17 protein-coding genes and 1 pseudogene are annotated in these 17080 nt (G+C 65.6%); 13 read left to right on the top strand and 5 right to left on the bottom strand.

Going from position 1 to position 17080, the window contains the following annotated elements:
* Positions 1-242 precede the first annotated feature (242 nt).
* A pseudogene (locus tag FXF51_RS49245) lies at positions 243-706 on the bottom strand (NUDIX domain-containing protein).
* Between the two features lie 53 nt (positions 707-759).
* On the bottom strand, positions 760-1026 hold the full coding sequence (locus tag FXF51_RS49240) for a winged helix-turn-helix domain-containing protein (protein WP_148441747.1): 267 nt from the start codon (positions 1024-1026) through the stop codon (positions 760-762).
* A 302-nt stretch (positions 1027-1328) separates the two neighbouring features.
* Between FXF51_RS49240 and FXF51_RS49235 the strand changes: the two genes are divergently transcribed.
* Positions 1329-1616: a hypothetical protein gene (locus tag FXF51_RS49235; RefSeq protein WP_148441746.1), complete on the top strand. Its 288-nt coding sequence runs from the start codon at positions 1329-1331 to the stop codon at positions 1614-1616.
* Between the two features lie 190 nt (positions 1617-1806).
* Positions 1807-3021, top strand: coding sequence for a helix-turn-helix domain-containing protein (locus tag FXF51_RS49230; RefSeq protein ID WP_187414999.1), 1215 nt, complete (start codon positions 1807-1809; stop codon positions 3019-3021).
* A 181-nt stretch (positions 3022-3202) separates the two neighbouring features.
* Here FXF51_RS49230 and FXF51_RS49225 read toward each other — a convergent pair whose 3' ends face one another.
* A complete protein-coding gene (locus FXF51_RS49225; protein ID WP_148441744.1) occupies positions 3203-3589 on the bottom strand; it encodes a GntR family transcriptional regulator in 387 nt (128 codons plus the stop codon).
* 145 nt (positions 3590-3734) lie between these two features.
* Between FXF51_RS49225 and FXF51_RS49220 the strand changes: the two genes are divergently transcribed.
* From FXF51_RS49220 to FXF51_RS49190, 9 genes are all read left to right on the top strand, one after another.
* Entirely contained in the window at positions 3735-4067 is a 333-nt protein-coding gene (locus FXF51_RS49220; protein ID WP_148441743.1) for a hypothetical protein, read from the top strand.
* On the top strand, positions 4060-5430 hold the full coding sequence (locus tag FXF51_RS49215; protein WP_262380380.1) for an FtsK/SpoIIIE domain-containing protein: 1371 nt from the start codon (positions 4060-4062) through the stop codon (positions 5428-5430). Before FXF51_RS49220 ends, FXF51_RS49215 begins: the two co-directional genes overlap by 8 nt.
* Before the next feature lie 4 nt (positions 5431-5434).
* Positions 5435-6082 carry a DUF2637 domain-containing protein gene (locus FXF51_RS49210; RefSeq protein WP_148441742.1) on the top strand — a complete coding sequence of 216 codons (648 nt, stop codon included), beginning with the start codon at positions 5435-5437 and terminating at the stop codon, positions 6080-6082.
* Between the two features lie 13 nt (positions 6083-6095).
* Entirely contained in the window at positions 6096-6425 is a 330-nt protein-coding gene (locus FXF51_RS49205; protein ID WP_148441741.1) for a hypothetical protein, read from the top strand.
* Between the two features lie 12 nt (positions 6426-6437).
* On the top strand, positions 6438-6599 hold the full coding sequence (locus FXF51_RS61380; protein ID WP_187414998.1) for a hypothetical protein: 162 nt from the start codon (positions 6438-6440) through the stop codon (positions 6597-6599).
* A gap of 255 nt (positions 6600-6854) precedes the next feature.
* Positions 6855-8186 carry a replication initiator gene (locus FXF51_RS49200; RefSeq protein WP_148441740.1) on the top strand — a complete coding sequence of 444 codons (1332 nt, stop codon included), beginning with the start codon at positions 6855-6857 and terminating at the stop codon, positions 8184-8186.
* Entirely contained in the window at positions 8183-8374 is a 192-nt protein-coding gene (locus tag FXF51_RS49195) for a helix-turn-helix transcriptional regulator (protein ID WP_148441739.1), read from the top strand. The genes FXF51_RS49200 and FXF51_RS49195 overlap by 4 nt, the downstream gene beginning before the upstream one ends.
* Positions 8371-8808, top strand: a complete 438-nt coding sequence (locus FXF51_RS63210) for a hypothetical protein (protein ID WP_262380379.1) — start codon at positions 8371-8373, stop codon at positions 8806-8808. The genes FXF51_RS49195 and FXF51_RS63210 overlap by 4 nt, the downstream gene beginning before the upstream one ends.
* On the top strand, positions 8760-9734 hold the full coding sequence (locus FXF51_RS49190) for a tyrosine-type recombinase/integrase (RefSeq protein WP_262380378.1): 975 nt from the start codon (positions 8760-8762) through the stop codon (positions 9732-9734). Before FXF51_RS63210 ends, FXF51_RS49190 begins: the two co-directional genes overlap by 49 nt.
* Before the next feature lie 773 nt (positions 9735-10507).
* On the opposite strand, the gene FXF51_RS49185 is transcribed toward FXF51_RS49190, so the two are convergent.
* Both FXF51_RS49185 and FXF51_RS49180 read right to left on the bottom strand, forming a co-directional pair.
* Entirely contained in the window at positions 10508-11311 is an 804-nt protein-coding gene (locus tag FXF51_RS49185) for a carbohydrate kinase family protein (RefSeq protein ID WP_148441738.1), read from the bottom strand.
* The gene (locus FXF51_RS49180; protein ID WP_148441737.1) at positions 11304-14738 is read right to left on the bottom strand and encodes an ADP-ribosylglycohydrolase family protein; all 3435 of its coding nucleotides are present in this window, start codon (positions 14736-14738) and stop codon (positions 11304-11306) included. The genes FXF51_RS49185 and FXF51_RS49180 overlap by 8 nt, the downstream gene beginning before the upstream one ends.
* A gap of 337 nt (positions 14739-15075) precedes the next feature.
* Here FXF51_RS49180 and FXF51_RS49175 point away from each other — a divergent pair, with 337 nt between their 5' ends.
* Together FXF51_RS49175 and FXF51_RS62215 are read left to right on the top strand one after the other, a co-directional pair.
* Positions 15076-16884, top strand: coding sequence for a hypothetical protein (locus FXF51_RS49175; RefSeq protein ID WP_148441736.1), 1809 nt, complete (start codon positions 15076-15078; stop codon positions 16882-16884).
* 2 nt (positions 16885-16886) lie between these two features.
* Positions 16887-17080: hypothetical protein (locus tag FXF51_RS62215; protein ID WP_222871814.1), on the top strand; the 194-nt coding region annotated here is incomplete at its 3' end.

Raw genomic sequence — 17080 nt, 5'->3', positions numbered from 1 at the left:
AAGATTGATTCGGGCTACTGAATTCCGTGGTTGGCTACGTGGGCGGCGCTGGCCGCGACCGGCCGGAGAGCCGCAGCGCGGCCAGCGACCGCCCAACGTGCGGCAGACCGCCGTAGGCGGGCTGCCCTTGAAGACGTAGAGAAAAGTCTCATCCGGTGATCGATAATGCCTCTGACCTGGTCCTTTGTCGCTCTACGTTAGGGGCGCCGATCTCGGTTGATCCTTGACGGGTGTGGCGTGCCTCAGCCGATGTACGGGGTGTGTCCTTGCAGGTGGTGGTTGATCCTGAGTTGCATTGAGCGGTCCATGCCGTAGTTGGCGACCTCATGCCGCGGCACCCAGCGAACTTCTCGGGACTCGCTGCTCGGCGTCGGCCGGCCGCGGACGGGCCTGGCTGCGAGCACGATGGAGAACTCCTGGCGTACCTCGTCGTTGCTGGTGTAGTGGATCACGTGACCGGGGTCGCTGTACGTGCCGACCAGGCCCGTGATCTCGCAGGTGATCCCAGTCTCTTCCAATGTCTCCCTGATGGCCGCCTGGGGGATGGACTCTCCGAGGTCGATGGCACCGCCCAGTTGCCGTTGTCGGAGCGGCGGATGAGCAGCAGTTCGCCGGCCTCGTTGGTGACTACGACGTTCACGGACGGGACGAGGCTGTTCGCGGCAGGCGCGCTTGGGTCGTTGTGGTAGTCGATCCGCTGGCTCACGTCCCCGGACCCTATCTCCCGAGAGACCACCGCGAGGCCATCGGCGTCCTTGCCTATTCGGCCTCGGCCTTGGTCTTCACGAAGCTGCCCAGGTTCGGGACGGTATAGACCTTGTCGGCCGCTCTGAGGCGTTCCATGGCTTTGCGGATGGTGGGGCGGGCGACTCCGAACTCTTCCATGAGCTTGACTTCGGAGATCTTGAACTTGGGGCCCCACTCGCCCGAGTCGATGCGCGCGTTCAGCACTTCGAGGATCTGTTCCCAGCGGGAGCGGTCCTCGTCGAACTCCCAGGTGCGCGTGTGCTCGACATATTTGGCCACGCTACGAGAGTAGGAGGGCGTTTCACGACCCTTCACGGCGGATCGTGTAGCTTCACGAAGCTCCATGGAATAGACAGGGGGTTACAGGCTTGCTAGCTTGGAGGTATGGCGTTGGTGAGTGATGGTCCAGGGCCCCGCCGGGTGGGGCTTCGCAGCTGCGCGCCGGCCTGCCGCCCGTAAGTGCGCACGCTGCGTTTGGAGTTGGCTCCTCGCTCACCAACGCCTGTTCATCGGTTGCGGTTTCTTTGGGCGTCGACGACGCCTTGCCGGAGATCGCGCGTCACGAAGGACGGTGACCCCCTGTGGCAGATGACCATGACTTCCACGGCACGCACCCCGCCTCTCCTGGCCCGGACGCGGTGCCGGTGAGGTGGACCCCGGTTCAGCGGCATCCAGAAGCGGCCCGCGTCCGGGGCTACACCTGCGAATGCCTGGCGCTGGTCTTCGAGGACTGCCGGGCCGGCGGGCAGGGCTTCATTCGGCGATACGACCGATCCGTCAAACCCTGGGCCATCGCCGAGAGCCCGAAGGTCCGGGTCAGCGAAGCCGAGACGCTCTGGCGGCAGCTCATCAACGGGGAAGCGAGGTAAGACGCGCCGAATGTCCCAAGTCCCCGCACACGTAGCGTCACGATTAGCAACTGATCTGTGACGAGCGTTTCCGCAGGTCGAAGGCCGACCTGCGGTTTCGCATGCCCTCCGACTGGCAGTTTTTCTGCCAGTGCCGCAGGCCATCCGTCTTATCGTCGAAGCAAGCAACGGCGAGAGGGAGGGCTCGGACGTGGCAACAGAGTACGTGACGCAGGGCCAGCGGATCGCGCGGGCTCGTCACCGCAAGGGATGGGACCAGGCCACCCTCGCCGGAAAGGTCGGCCGGTCCGTCTCCTGGCTGTCGAAAGTGGAGAACGGGCGGATGCCGCTTGACCGCATGAGCGTGGTCGGGCAGCTCGCCGAGGTGCTCGGGGTGGAGGTCGCGGAGCTCACCGGTCAGCCGTACCAGCACGAGACGACGGAACTCGACTCCGGCCACTCGGCGGTGCCGGCGCTACGGCTCGCACTTCAGCAGGCTTCGTTGCCCAGCGGGGTGTTGCTCCGGACGACCCGAGAACCTCGTCCGCTGCAGGAGCTTGAAGCCAACGTGGGTCTCGCCGAGCGGCTCCGCCAGGACGCCAGGTTCACCGCTCTGGGCGAGGTGTTGCCCGGCATCCTCGCCGATCTCATCGCCATCACCAACGACTCGTCGGCCGATCGCGACCAGGCCGAAGCACTGATGCTGCGCGTCTGCCACATGGCGCGAGTGTCGTCCAACCTGCTGGGGCATCATGACCTCGGCTGGACCGCCGTGCAGCGTGAACTCGTGGCCGCGCAACGGGTCGGCGCTCCGGACCTGGTCGCCGCGGCGAGTTGGGATCTGTGCGGTGTGTGGCTGCACGAAGCGCAGCTCGACCCCGCCAAGGACGCGGCCCTGTCAGCACTCGATCAGCTCGAACCTCATGTAGGCGGAAGCGACACGATCAAGGCGATGTGGGGCGCTCTGCACCTGCGGGCCGCCGTGGCGTACTCCCGGCTGTGGGATCAACGAGAGGCTGAGGGGCATCTTGAGGAGGCTCACCGGGTCGCCGAAACCCTCCCGCGCGACGGCAACGTCTTCCAAACGCAGTTCAACCGGGTGAACACCACGATCCACGCGGTTGAGGTCAGCATGGAGCTGGGCCGGCCTCGCGAGGTCATCTCCCGTGCCGAGCACGTCGAAGTCGCTCAGATCGCCTCGTCCGAACGCCAGGCCCACTACTGGACCTGTACCGCGGCTGGCTACCACATGAACAGGAAGGACAACCAAGCGGCAGACGCTCTGCTTCGTGCCGACCGGATCGCGCCTCAGCACGTCCGGAACCGTCCACTGGTCCGCAACATCGTGCGCGACCTGAGGGACAGCGGCAACCTGCATCGTCAGCGCGAGATTCTCAACCTCGCAAAAGTGATGCGGCTGCTCTGAGCACGACATCGGAGAGCTAACCGCGCAGTGGCTCCCCACCCGTCAGGTAACCCGGGGACGCTTCGGCGTCCTGCCTACACAATGGGGTGGTACGTGGGTCTCAGTGAGATGGAACGACAGATCCTGCTACGCGAGCTCGCGGAGATCACGGTCGACCTGGCCGAACTCCAGCGGCGTACCGTCAGGATCGCTTCTCGGCTTGATCAGGACGAGTCCGGGCGTCTAGCTCGTCCAGCCTGACTGTCAGCTTGTTCATGTGCTGACGGATCTCGCTCAGCTGCTCGGAGATGATGCGGAACTCTTCGCTGTGCTCGCCAGGGGCCGGGCCGGCGGTCTCGTCGTCGGGGGACCGGCTGACGAAGCTGCCGGCGCCCTGGCGGGTCTCGATGAGTCCTTCATCGCGGAGGACGGCCAGGGCGTTGCCGATCGTCATCATGGCAACGCCGTACTGTTCAGCCAGTTCACGCGCCACGGGGAGGCGCTCGCCGACCGCGTAGCGGCCCGATGCGATGTCGCGCCGGATGTCCTCGGCGATTCGCAGGTACGGCCGGCGCCGGTCGGTTGCCATACCCCAACTTTAGCGGTTCTAGGTGCCTAGGTCTCTGGGCAACCTGTAAGCAATCTCGATCCAAGTCAGCAAACTCGGTTTACAGAGCTAGATACCTAGGTATCTTAGTAACTAGAACATCAGCCTCTGAAGGAGACCAGCTCTCGTGCGTACCATCCCGATCCCCGTCGACACCTCCAAGCTCGTGATCACCTGCGTGAAGGCGCCCAAGCCGCGCCTGCTCAACAAGGACACCGGAGAGATCAAGACCGACAAGCACGGCAACACCGTCTACGAGATCACCACCTCGGTCGAGGACGAGTTCGGCCGGATCGAGCTCGTCAAGATCGGCACCTCGGGGGAGCCCCCGATCAGCGCCGGTCAGCAGATCAACCCGACTGGCCTGGTCGGGTACGTCTGGGAGATCGCCGGTCGGTGGGGCATTTCCTACCGCGCCGCCGCGCTCCTACCGGTGGACACGGAGTCGCTCCGTGTCTGACAACACGCTCATCGTGCTCGGAGTCCTGGCCGCCGTCGCGGCCGGGCTCTGGGCCTGGCGCCGCTGGCACTACCCGTCGTTCTGGCTCGTGGCGGCCTTCCCGCTGACCGCGATCAGCGTACGGGCGCGCTGGCGCAAGATCGCCCTCGGCTGCAACCTCACCAAGAAGCGGCAGCGCTTCTGGTTCACCACCGTCCCCGGCCTGGTCGCCTCGACCGGCGTCGTCCGCGTCCGGCGCAAGTGGCAGCGCATCGCCGTGGACACCAAGCCGTTCATGTGGCTGCCCAAGCCCACGCGGTACGGCTGGCGCGTCACCCTGCACACCCTGGAAGGCCAGATCCCCGCCGACTACTCCGACGCCGCCGAACGCCTCGCACACTCGTGGGGTGTGCACGCGATACGCGTCTCGTCATCCCGTCCCGGACGGGTCGTCCTGTCCGCCACCGTCCGCGATCCGCTCGTCCGGGTCGAGGTCCTGCCCACCTCACCCGAACTGCTCAAGGTGATCGTGGGCCGTCTGGAGACCGGCGGCCCGTGGATCATCGACTTCAGGACCGTCCCGCACTACATCAACGCCGGGGCCACACAATCCGGCAAGTCCAATCTGGCCAACGCCCTGGTCCAAGGACTCGCTCCGCAACCCGTCGCCCTGGTCGGCTTCGACCTCAAGGGCGGCGTGGAGTTCACCCCGTACAACCCTCGGCTCTCCGCGCTGGGCACCACGCGAGCTGAGTGCACCACCCTGCTCGATGACCTCGTCAACCTGATGACCAGCCGCATGGCCCTATGCCGCGAGGCCGGCGCGCGCAACATCTGGCAACTTCCGGACGAGCAGCGGCCCGTGCCCATCGTCGTCCTGGTCGACGAGCTGGCCGAGCTCTACCTGATGGCCGGCAAGAGCGAGAAGGACGAGATCGCCAAGACCTCGACAGCTCTCCTGCGGGTGGCCCAACTCGGCCGGGCCTTCGGCATCTACCTGTTCTGCTGCGGTCAACGGATCGGCTCCGACCTCGGCCCCGGGGTCACCGCCCTGCGGGCCCAGTGCTCCGGACGGATCTGCCACCGCGTCAACGACCCAGAAACCGCCAACATGACCCTCGGCGACCTCGACCCCGCAGCCCTCGCCTCAGCACGGGCCATCCCCGCCGAGACACCCGGCGTCGCCATCGTCGCCTCTCAGGACGGCCAGTGGTACCGCGCTCGCTCCTTCTACGTCAGCGAACAAGCCGCCGAGCACGCCGCCACCGCCTACGCGGACCGTACCCCGCCCTGGGCCGGTGTCGTCTCCGGCCACACCACGCCACCGACGGACGCCGACCTCGCCGAGTTCCTCGACTCCATTCCGGACCCGCGGAAGGCCTGACCTCATGCGACGCCTCGCCCACTGGCTGATGGACACCGGTCCCGTTCTCGTCCTGGCCCTCATCGCCGGAGCTGGGTCCTTCACCCACATCCGTGACACCGCCAGTGAGCACGGGCAGTCCGGCTGGATGGCCTGGGCGATCGCCGTCTGCATCGACCTGACCTGTGTCATGGCCGCCCGCGAACGCCAACGCGACAAGAAGACCGGCCGCCAGCAACGCGGCCTGACGTCCTGGCCCGTACTCGTCCTGACCGGAGGCATCGTCCTGTCCCTGGCCGCCAACCTGCAACAAGCGGACCCGACCGTCTGGGGCTGGATCACCGCCGCCACCCCGGCCGCCGCCTTCCTCGTCGCCGTCTCGATGCTCGAACGCCGTACGTCCGGCCCTCGTCCGGCATCGTCCCCGGAAATCTTCGAACCGTCCTCAACCGACGTCCCTGCGGACGATCCTCCTGCTCTGGCCCCGGCCGAGAACGACCGGCCCGGCCCTTCACCGGCGCTGATCGACTACGCCCGGCGAGTGGCCGACGAACACCACGCCAGGCACGGCAAGCCCATCACCCGCGACGTCCTCCGCGCCCGTCTGGGCGTATCCGATCAGCTCGCCTCCGACCTACTCCGCACCATCCCAACCGTCGCAGAGACCACCTGAAAGGCGCATCACCATGCACAACGACCGAGACGTCCTCATCGCCGGACTGATCGCCCTGGCCGGTTTCCTCAAGGCCAACCCGCAAGTACCGACCTCCGTAGCACCCGTCATCATACGCGGCTTCCCCGCTAACGGCCCCGACGACCAGCTGCGCGCCGAGGTCGACAAGGTCGCCGCCCTGCTCGGTACGGGGATCGACCCCGACCACCTTCCTCACGGCCACTACATGACCGGCATCTCCTTCGGACCGGTCACCTACGAGTTCACCGCCATCCTGGCCGTCGCCCGTGCTCGCCACGCCGCCGTGGACAGCTACCGCGACTGCATCCAGACCGACATTTAGGAGGTACGCACCATGCGCATCCGCCTCGAAGGCAACCGCGCCGAACTCACCCTCGGCCTGATCCACCTACGCCAGAACTTCACGGTCACGTCCATGTCGCGGGCCTTCCCCGCCAGGAACAGACCGCGCCACTACCGCATCTACCTCAAGATCACTCCGCGCGAGAGCCGCTGATCATGAGGCCGGAAGAGCGACAAGTCCTGATCGCGCCCGGCTGCTGCTGCACCTGCAACGGCTCGGGCCTCGACGGAGACGGCGACACCTGCCGCGACTGCCACGGCACCGGAATCGACAACCACGGCGCATAGCCGAGATCCCCTCACCTGGCCACACAACCGCCAAGTTCCGCGCCAGGTGAGGGGCCATCCCACCCAGAGCACATCCGGACAGGACGGATCCATCTTGCACCACCAGCACGCCATAGCCGGGATGATCTCCCGACTTCATGACCCCGATTACAACCGCTGGGCCTGCCAGATCAAGCGCACCGGCGGCTGCCGACAGCCCATTCACCTGCGCGGCAAGGTCGAACACTGGGACCAGGCCACCGGCCACCTTCTACACCGCTACAGCACCAACACCGAGCCCAACGGGGTCCTTCGGGTGTCGTGCAAGACGCGCCGCGCCTCGCGCTGCCCGGCCTGCGCCGAGGTCTACCGCGCCGACACCTACCAACTCGTCCGCGCCGGCCTCGTCGGCGGCAAGGGCGTGCCCGAGACGGTCAACTCGCACCCGTGCCTGTTCGTGACCCTTACCGCGCCGTCCTTCGGAGTCGTACATGCACGACGGGAGAAGAACGGCAAGGTCCTGCCCTGCCACGCCCGCCGCGACGCCGAGACGTGCCCGCACGGACGGACGATGTCCTGCACCAATCGGCACGGCGCAGACGATCCCTGCCTTGGGGAGCCGCTGTGCCCCGACTGCTACGACTACGACGGCTCGGTCCTGTTCAACGCCATCAGCCCTGAGCTGTGGCGCCGCTTCACGCTCGCCCTGCGTCGCCGCTTCGCCCGCCTCAACGGCCTGACCGTCAAGGCCCTGCGCGAGCACGTCAGCATCGCCTTCGCCAAGGTCGCCGAGTACCAGCGCCGCGGCGTCGTCCACTTCCATGCCGTCATCCGCCTCGACGGCCTGGACGGTCCGGGGACGCCACCACCGATGTGGGCCACGGCAGACACGCTCGTCCAAGCCGTACAACACGCGGCCGCCGCCGTGACGGCAGAGGTCAAGCCGCTGAGCCGCGTCTTCCGCTGGGGCACCCAGCTCGACAGCCGCCAGATCACCATGGACGGGGACCTCACCGACCAGGCCGTAGCCGCCTACATCGCCAAGTACGCCACCAAAGCCGCCGAATGCGTCGGCACCCTGGACCGGCGAATCCAACCTCTCGACGACTTGAAGGCTCTCCCGGTGCGGGAGCACGCGCGTCGGCTGATCGCCGCCTGCATGAACCTCGGTACCCAACCCGCCCTGGCCGAGCTCCGGCTCATTCACTGGGCCCACATGCTCGGCTTCCGCGGCCACTTCTCCACGAAGAGCCGCCGCTACTCCACCACCCTCGGCGCACTCCGCGCCGCTCGCGAAGAACACATGCGCACCGAAGAGATCACCACCGGACGACTCCCTCTGTTCGAGGAGGACACCGTCCTGGTCGTCGCCCACTGGGAGTACGCCGGACAGGGCCTCTCCCTGGGCGAACAGCTCCTCGCCGCAGCCATAACCGGCGTCCGCCTGCCTCAGATGGTCGGTGATCCTCAATGAGCAGAAGCGACGAGCTGCTGACCGTTCCTCAGGTCCTCACCGAACTGGGCGGAGTCTCCCGCCGCACCTTCTACCGCTGGCGCGAGCTCGGCCGCGCGCCCGTCTGCGTTCAACTGCCCAACCTCGAACTCCGCGTCTGGCGGAGCGACCTTATCGCCTGGCTCGACTCTCGACGGGAGGCCGCGTGAACACCACCTACGACGTGAAGTTCAGTCAGGTCCAGCAGCGATCGAACCGTGGAATGGCGGTCTACGTCGCCCGCTGGAGAGTCGCGGGCAAGGAGAAGTCCAAGAGCTTCCGAACCAAGGGCCTGGCCAACGCCTTCATGTCCGACCTTCGGCAGGCGGCCAAGGCGGGGGAGGAGTTCGACGTCGCCACCGGGCTGCCGGTGTCGATGCTGGAGCAGGAGGCCGCCGGACCGTCCTTCCTGCAGTTCGCGCAGGCGTACGTACTCCGCCGCTGGGATCTGTCCGCAGCGCGCACGCGAGAGACCGACGCGTACGCGCTCCTGTCACTGGTGCCCGCCCTGGTCGCTGACGCCCGCGCCGTCCCTCGGCAGAAGCGCTGCGCGAGGTGCTGCGAGTTCACGCCCTGCTGCCGGAGAAGCGGCGTACGGACCTGACTTCGACGCAGACAGCGGCCCTGAGCTGGTTGGAAAGGGCCTCTCTTCCGCTGTCGGCTCTGGGAGAGGCACACGTCCTTCGTACGGCTCTCGCCGCCATCTCCGTCACCTTCGCCGGCGCGCCCGCCGGGGCCAACACCGTGCGGCGTAAGCGCGCCGTACTGCATCACCTGCTTGAGCATGCGGTAGAGCAGAAGGTCTTCAGCAACAACCCGCTGGACGGGATCAAGTGGACAGTGCCGAAGGCCGTGACGGCGGTCGACCCGCGCACTGTGGTCAACCCCGCCCAAGCCAAGCAACTCCTCGACGCCATTCCCAAGGTCGGACGCAAGCGCGGCCCTCGGCTACAGGCGTTGTTCGCCTGCATTTACTACGCCGCGCTTCGGCCCGAAGAGGCCGCCGACCTCCGGCAGAGGAACTGCACTCTCCCGGAAGCAGGCTGGGGCTTGATCGTCCTGGAGAAGGCGCGCCCCCAAGGAACGAAGCGCTGGACCAACTCTGGCGAAACCCACGAGTCGCGCAGCCTGAAGCACCGCGCGGACAAGGAGACGCGAGAGATTCCCATCCCGCCCGTCCTGGTCGCCATACTCCGCGAGCACATCGCCGCGTACGGCACCGCTGACGACGGAAGGATCTTCACCACGAGGACGGGCGGCACCTACTCCAGTTCGGCACACTCCTACGTCTGGCAGGAAACCCGCAAACTCGCTCTCACCCCCGCACAGATCGCCTCGTCGCTCGCCGCCCGACCGTACGACCTCCGCCACGCGGCGGTGTCGCTCTGGCTGAACGCTGGCGTCCCAGCCGTCGAAGTTGCCAAGCGTGCCGGGCACAGCGTGGATGTTCTGCTGCGGGTCTACGCCAAATGCATGGATGGCCAGCAAGAGCAGATCAATAACAAGATCAATGACGCTCTTGATGAGTAAGTCCAGGTTATTCACCTTCGGCCCCGGTTTTCCGGGGCCATTTCACTTCGTGCTGCTCGACATGCCGCGTCGCTCCGTTTCAGAGACGGCACGCTGCGTCACTCTGGCATACAAGCAGCGAGAGGAGGCTAATGCACAAGGACCACGACTCAACTGGACCGCTGAGGCGACCACCGTACGGTATGCCGATCCGCCCTCGAACCCGACGCGATACGGCGACCTCCCTCGAATGGCGTAAGTACTCGCCTCCGACTGCACCACAGAGATCATCTCCTTGGCGTATGAATCGCGCCGTCAAAGTGCTGCTCGGGATCGGCTGCTCGACCTGCGCAGTCTTCGCCGCCTGGTCAATCATCGGCAGCGCGCTCAGCTCATCCGGCGTTGACCCTGTCCCGACGGCCACGCCGCCATCTGTAATGGCTCAATCGTCGCCGGCCGCTACGACGCCGACGCCTTCGCCGACGTTCAGCGTGCGTTCTCCTGCGAGGTCCAGCCCGACTCTCAAGCAGCCGAAGCCCAAGACGACTTCATCGCCCAGAAGGCGGGTACGAGCAGTCACCCGTTCCGGATCGTCTCGGCCTGCCCGCCGGGACGTAGAGCCGCGACCGGTTCCACGTCGAACGCCAGAAGTCAGACGCGCCGCCCCGAAGCACGACGCTGAGGAGCGGACACAGTCCTTGATCGTCGCGAGATGCGACAAGCTTTTCCCGCCAGCCGTCTCCAAGTTCCGCATCCGCAATTGGGCGTGCCGCCGCTTGCTTGACTGATCTTGGCTAGAGCGAAGGGGGGCACGCCTGGGGCGTCTCGGTGGGTACGGATGACTTCACCCGTACGGTGGCGGCAGCCCAGGAAAGTCCAAGCTGCACCCCCTCAACGAGCGGTCTCTCTCCGCCGATCGCCCAGAGCAGGCCGGCGGCGAAGGCATCTCCGGCGCCGGTTGCGTCCACGGCATCCGTAGGGACCGCTGGGAAATGATCGGTGCCGCCTGCTGAATGCACAGTGACACCGCTGGCGCCCGCGGTGACAATCGCCGTACTGTCCTCGGGAATGACGGTGAATTCGTTGCGAGACCCGATCAGGTACCGCATGGCCGGGACCGTGCCCGGCGGGACGCTCGTGACCACAGCTCCGGCGGCGGCCATGGCCTGGGCTGCAGGGGCGAAGACGTCGCGCCAGGCGGCGAAATAGACGATGTCCCCTGGCGCCACGGCCGCAGTGGGAATGGTGATGTCGTGCAGTAGATCAGGGTGGATGCCCAAGATGGTGCGCTCGCCGTTGGGCTCGATGAGCAGGACGACGGAGGAGGTGTGTCCGTCCAGGACCTGTACGTGATCGATGTCTACCCCGGCCGCAGTCAGCGTCGCCGTCATCTTCTGTCCGGCGGCATCCGCCCCTACGTAGCCCACCATGTGCACGCGCGCCCCGGCCTGACTCAGCGCAGTGGCGACATTCGCGCCGGTACCCCCAGGACGCTCGGCGCTCTCGGAGGCTTGGACGAAGTGGCCGCTGTGGGGGAGGTGGTCGACGTACATGGCGAGGTCCCAGGCGATGGGCCCGATGACCCAGAAGTCAGGCATACATAGCCCGTCGCTTGGCCCGCAGTCCTTGCGCGAGCGTCTCCAACGACGAGGAGAGAACGACTTGCGACGCCCATGGGATGTCCACCGCGTTCTGGCGGCAGCTTAGGATGCCTCCAACGATTGCAGCCACGGTGTCAGTGTCCCCGCCGAGGCTGACCGCGTACCGCATGGCGTCAACTGGTTCCTCGTGGAGGGCGAGCACGTGCAGGACCGCTCCCAATGTGTCCATGACGTCTAGAGACACCCCGTCCGGGCTCAGTTCCCACCCCTCGACGCCGGGAACGCCGAAGTGATTCAGTTCTTCGGCAGCAACCGCGATCAGCTCCTGGACGGTACAGCCTTCGAGGGCCCACGATCCCATGCCGGCGACTGCACCGGCGGTGGCGATGGCTCCCACGTCGGCGTGGGTGGTCTTAGTCATCCGCTCGACCAGCTCGCGGCGGTCCTGGGCTTCGGTGGCGGGTACCGCCCAACCGACAGGCAGGACGCGCATCATCGCGCCGTTGGTTCCTCCGCCGTCTGCCGTGAGGGACCCAGTCGCTTCGAACCGTGCGACCGCTCGCCGCGTGGTCGGGCCGGCGCCGTGCATGGTGGGCAGTGCCGCAGCGAGGGCGGTCAGGAAGGCACGTTCTGAGCCGCCGGTGCTGATCAGGTTCTCGGCGAGCAGGATGAGTTGTTCGGTGTCGTCCGAGGTGCTGCCGGGCGGCCATTCTCCGCGGGCGGTCAGGACGTCTGTGAGGGCGATGTCCTGGGGAGGCTTCCCCTCCCACGGTACGCCGAGAGCGTCACCACAGCAGAACCCGATGAGCCCGCTGAGGATCCGCTCTGCGGAGGGGATCGCCTGGTCAGAGAACAACTGGTCCAAAACGTCGAACCCTCCTTGAACACTGAGGCGCCGTCCGATGTCAGCATGGCGGACGCGCTCGCGGCCCTGCATGAGGCGTGCGAGCGACAGCCGGCCGGACGCGATGTCGTACGGAGTGCCATGGTGCTTGAACTCGATCAGTGCCTGCTCAGTCAGCCGTCGTGCGCCTGAGTGGTCGCCGTTAGCCAAGTGGACGTCGGCTTCGCTGTGCGTGATCTTCGCCGCGAGCAGACCGTCTCCAAGGTCTCGGGCCATCCGACCTGCTTCTGCAAGGCTGTGAGCGGCCTCTTTCAGCAGCCCGAGGCCGCACTGAGCCTTGCCCAGCCCATGCATGGACTGGGCGATTCCGCGAGCGTCCTCCGAGGCTTTGCGGATGGCGAGCGCCTTGTTCTGACTGTCCAACGCGATGCGCCAAGCGCCGGTAGCCTCGGCGACCAGGGCGGCGTCCTGCAATAGGCCGGCGTGAAGCGCTTGATCCCTAAGGTGAGCAGGACGGGCGATGACCTCCTGTAGCGCCTGGTTGATGAGTGTGTCCGCCCGGTTGACGTTGCCGGAGAAGTATTCGATCTCGCCGAGGAGCTTGAGCCATGGAGCCTGGTCGGCCGTGCTGTTCATGCCTTCGGTGGCATGTCGGCATCCATCCGAGAACCGCCCCTGGTACAGCTCGATCTCGGCCAACCGGAACAGGAACCCCTGCCGTGCGTCCCCCTCCGCGAGAGCCAAGGCTGTCTGTGCTAGGTGCTCGGCTCGTTCGAAGTCGCCCCTGCAGAAAGCTACTTCAGCGCGTACGAGCTCGGCATGCGCAGACCCCTGAGGTAGCTCATTCAGCAGGGCTTCGGCTTGGTTCCAATGACCCAGACCGAGGTAGGCGCGGGCAACTCGGTACAGGCAGCGGCCCCGGTCCTCGTCACGACGGATGCGCAGTTCGCTGAGCAGACCGGCGAGAGCGCGACACTGGTCGAAGCGGCCGGTGGCGAGGCTGCGATCCATGAGCACCACCCAGGCCGCCACGCCCTGCGCTGGGTCGAGATGGCTCAAGTGATAGGCCGTCTCCATCTCGGCGGTGAACTCCTCGCGCTCGCCGTAGTGCTGGACCAGGACTTCATGCGCGCGGCGTAGCTCGGCCGGGCGGACGTTCTGCAGTGATCGGCGCAAGATGTTGTGCATGGTGTAGGCGTCGGATCCACTGGCTGTGCCTCCGCGCAACGGGGCGATGAAAGAGAAAGCCGTCAGTCTGCTGAACGCGCTGCGGTCGCAGGGAAAGTCCAGCTTCTGTCCCAGGTGGCGGAAGGTCTCGGCGGTGAAGGCTCGGCACGCGCTGACCGCGAGGATCCCGTACTCGGCTTCGGCAGGCGTCCACTGCAGCAATCGGTGGGCCAGGTCGCGTTCCTTGTCCACCAGGCTGGTGAAGTCCGCAGGGTTGAGGCGTGACCCTGCGGCGAGAGCGACGTCCGCGCACAGGCCCAGGAAGTATGGGTGTACTTCGTCGGGTGCGGTGGAGGAGTACTCGACCAGGGCTTCGCGCATGGGCGATTCGGTGATGCCGGCCATGCTCAGGTAGTGGTGAGCGTCGGTGTTGCTCAGGTGGCCGACCAAGCGGAGATCCAGATATCGCTCGGGGATGGGGAAGACGGGTGCCGCTGACCACGGCGGACGGGTACGGCCCGCCAGGATGGTGACGATCCCGGCGCTCAGGTCGAGGTGGCCCAGGAGGCAGCGCAGCCACTCGTCGCGCATCAGCTTGTCAGCGTGGATCAGGCTGTCCGGGTCTCCGATCGCCTCGCCGAAGAATGCCTCATGGGTGTCGAAGAGCAGCACGATGCGCGGATGGTCGCTCGCGGCGTCGTTCAGGTCCTTGGCGAACAGGCGGGGGAGTTCGTGCAGGAGATCCGGCTCGGGTACGAGGGTGAGAATCTGCTCGGCGTCCTCCTGGGGGACACGGCGCTGCATCCGTCTCCTGGTGAAGACCTTGTCCATCCGCACATTGATCATTTGGAACAGCTGCTGTCCCACGCGCAGAACCGGCAGCGTCATGATGGCGTCGGCGATGTCCAGCGCGATGCCGGCCTCTCCTCGCGGGAACAGCTCGGGCACCCGGTGAGCGATGTCGAAGCCGAGCTTGTGGAGATAGGTGATGGCGGCGAAGTCGAAGCGAGGAGTCGCGATGCCGTAGCGGGCAAGTTGCCGCTTGAGCATGAACAGCCCCGAGAACGCCTCCTGCGGGCGGTTCTCACCCGCCGGCCGTGCTCCGAAGTCGATCCTTGCCACGGGCACCTGCACGCCATGCTCGGTCAGTCGTTCCAGCAGCAATGAGTCGGAGGCGTCGCGAACGGCCGCCCACTGGCCCGTCCGCAGACAGCAACGCTGCTCCAGGTGCCGCAACAGCAACGACTTGCCGTTGCCGCCAAGCCCGTGGAGGTAAAGGATCTTTTCTGCGGGTGGATCCTCATTTACGAGCGAGATGATATGCCGGGTCAGCTCGAAGCGATTCGCGAATAGATCGAGCGAGCGGTCTAGGCCTACCACGGACTTGGCTAGGTCTTCCTCGAAGATCGGCACAGTCAGCTCTGCAAGGGTGTAATTCGCATGTGAGTCTCCAACGATGACGAGAATTGGGACGGCTGGCGTGGATCATGCCACGCCCTGGACAGGCTCGGCTCAGCTGCCGTACTCGGTTCTACACCGACGTGACCTGTCCCTCTACCTTGTCTGCTGAGGAAGTACGGCAGCTGTGGCGAGCCGACTCCTGGATCGAAATTCGGTCATGCGAAGACTTGTGCGATCTGACCGTATATTGGCGGTTCAAATAGCTAATGAGATTGTATAACGCGTTTACCTCGCGTATCAGGGCGTGCTTGACTTTCGCCATGTAAGCCATGCCCTCTGGGAGGGGTCTATGGGGGAGTTCGTCGGGATCGATCCCCTCGGCGCTGACAAGCTGATCCGCCAGATGGAGACCGGGAAAGATGTCCTCGGCAGAACACGGTCAGGACTCGAAGCGGCGATTGCCGAAGCCGGTGCCGACTGGGCCGGCCGCGCGGGCGTTGCTGCGATGCACCGTACCTGGGCGTTCTTCCACGAGTCGCAGCAGGACCTCAAGTGGCGTGTGGACATCCTCAAACGGATGGTCCCGACACAGCAGAAGGGCATGCTGGCCGCCACTCTGCCCTTCAGCAATCAGACAGAGGCGGCGCTGGCGGCCAAGAAGGACGCGGTAGCGATCACCGAGGCGCTCAAGCACCACGATGAACACCTCTCCCAGCAGAGCTGGACTGAGGTGGAGAAGGCCATGGCGGCGCTCAAAGGCCGCGTCGATGATCCCGCCTACGCTGCGGCTCTGCTGGCTGCACTCGGCCCCAAGATCTTCCAGAAATTGTTCCGCGACTGGATGAACACACAAGCCAGCGGGGATCGCAGAGGTCTGACGCCAGAGGCGAGCAGGCGGGCCGGGGCCGGTGCGCCAGGACTGCTCGCCAAGGCCTTCGCCAGCGCAGAAAGCTCGGGGCGGCTCGGACCGGAATGGCAGAAGATGGTCGAGACTGCCCCCTCGGACATACTGACGGCTCTCGTCAAGCTGGCTCCGCAGTCGAGTACGTTCCTCACGCGGGTGGCGACCGACCTTCTGAATCGCCCACCGAACTCCGACGGGTTTCCCACGGACCCCAACTGGAACCTGTACAACCTGGCCAAGGCATTCGCTGCGAATCCCGAGGCATTTCAGCGATTCCTGGCCGAGCACCCGAAGGAATCCGGGGTTCTGCTTGACGCCTACACCATCAGGTCGAGCGGCGTCCCTGCTTACGAAGAAGCCCTGGCACAGGCCTTGGACGGGGCGCTGAAGCCAGGATTTGGGACGGATCAAGTGCGGGAACGCGCCTGGGTCACGGTCATCAACAGCCTTGGAGCCGAGCACTCCCTCTGGCTAGGCGGCGAAATCGGTACTTTCCCCAACTCGCCCATCAGTCGAGTCTTGGCCAAGCACATGGGACCCATCCTCGACGAGCTCGCCCGCGGGCAGGCGGACAAGAGAGCGCAGGAGGCGTACAAGCAGGCGCTAGCGGACGGAGTAGCCAACCCACCCTTACCGCCCCCCTATCTGGCGCCGCGAGCTCCATGGAACACCCTCGATCCGGCAGTGACTGCCCGCTTCTTCGGCGCAATCATGCAAGACCCCGCCGCGGCAAGCGCCCTGATGGCGCTGGGAAAGAAGTACGTCCAGGAAATGGATATGGGCCGCTTCAACCCCTTTGGCCCGGACAACTACAGTGCGGCCGCGTTCTATAACTACTCCGCACGGGCAGGAGCGCTGGCGAACCTGCTGCTGTCTGGATCAACGCACGCGGAGTGGAGCGATGACCAGTATGCGGACTGCCTCGCCGGAAACCTCCTGATCCCGATCGACTACATCGATCAGTTCGTGCCCGTTGATGGCAAGATCCCTGGCACTGGCAAGGCCCTGATGCTCGATGGCATCAAGGACAGGTTGAAGAAAATCATCACAGATTACTTGGATGGAAAGACACCGGATAGTGCGGAGACGGTTGCCACGAAGCTTGTGAACCTGCAAGTAGATGCGATGATCGACTCAATGAAGGCTAACGGGCAGGGCGCGCCGACGTCAGACCAGCACAACACATTGAGAGATGCCGCGTTGGGCCGAATGCATGGCGCTCTGACGAGCGCCTTGAAGGAAAGAGGTGGTTGATCTTGGCTGCCAGGGAACAGCTGCTCCGTGAGGCGACAGAAAAGGAGATGCTCGCCTCGGCCTTTGTTGGCTACGCCAAGAGGCTTGCCAAAACTTTCGATGGTGTTCCATCGCGGCCAGCCGATAGCGATCCTTTCTGGAAGGGGGCCTCTGCGGACCGTTACCTTGCCGATGCCGTTCATCTCAAGCGTGAGAT

Source organism: Nonomuraea sp. PA05 (assembly GCF_008086045.1).
Classification (GTDB): Bacteria; Actinomycetota; Actinomycetes; order Streptosporangiales; family Streptosporangiaceae; genus Nonomuraea; species Nonomuraea monospora.
Note: the sequence above shows the minus strand (reverse complement) of the source record. Positions and strands in the feature narration are given on the sequence as shown.

Bases quoted from the DNA above. Each gene is read 5' to 3' on its own strand.
- FXF51_RS49225 (WP_148441744.1), bottom strand. From the start codon at position 3,589: ATGGCAACCGACCGGCGCCGGCCGTACCTGCGAATCGCCGAGGACATC.
- FXF51_RS49210 (WP_148441742.1), top strand. From the start codon at position 5,435: ATGCGACGCCTCGCCCACTGGCTGATGGACACCGGTCCCGTTCTCGTC.
- FXF51_RS49205 (WP_148441741.1), top strand. From the start codon at position 6,096: ATGCACAACGACCGAGACGTCCTCATCGCCGGACTGATCGCCCTGGCC.
- FXF51_RS61380 (WP_187414998.1), top strand. From the start codon at position 6,438: ATGCGCATCCGCCTCGAAGGCAACCGCGCCGAACTCACCCTCGGCCTG.
- FXF51_RS49200 (WP_148441740.1), top strand. From the start codon at position 6,855: ATGATCTCCCGACTTCATGACCCCGATTACAACCGCTGGGCCTGCCAG.
- FXF51_RS49195 (WP_148441739.1), top strand. From the start codon at position 8,183: ATGAGCAGAAGCGACGAGCTGCTGACCGTTCCTCAGGTCCTCACCGAA.
- FXF51_RS49185 (WP_148441738.1), bottom strand. From the start codon at position 11,311: ATGCCTGACTTCTGGGTCATCGGGCCCATCGCCTGGGACCTCGCCATG.
- FXF51_RS49175 (WP_148441736.1), top strand. From the start codon at position 15,076: ATGGGGGAGTTCGTCGGGATCGATCCCCTCGGCGCTGACAAGCTGATC.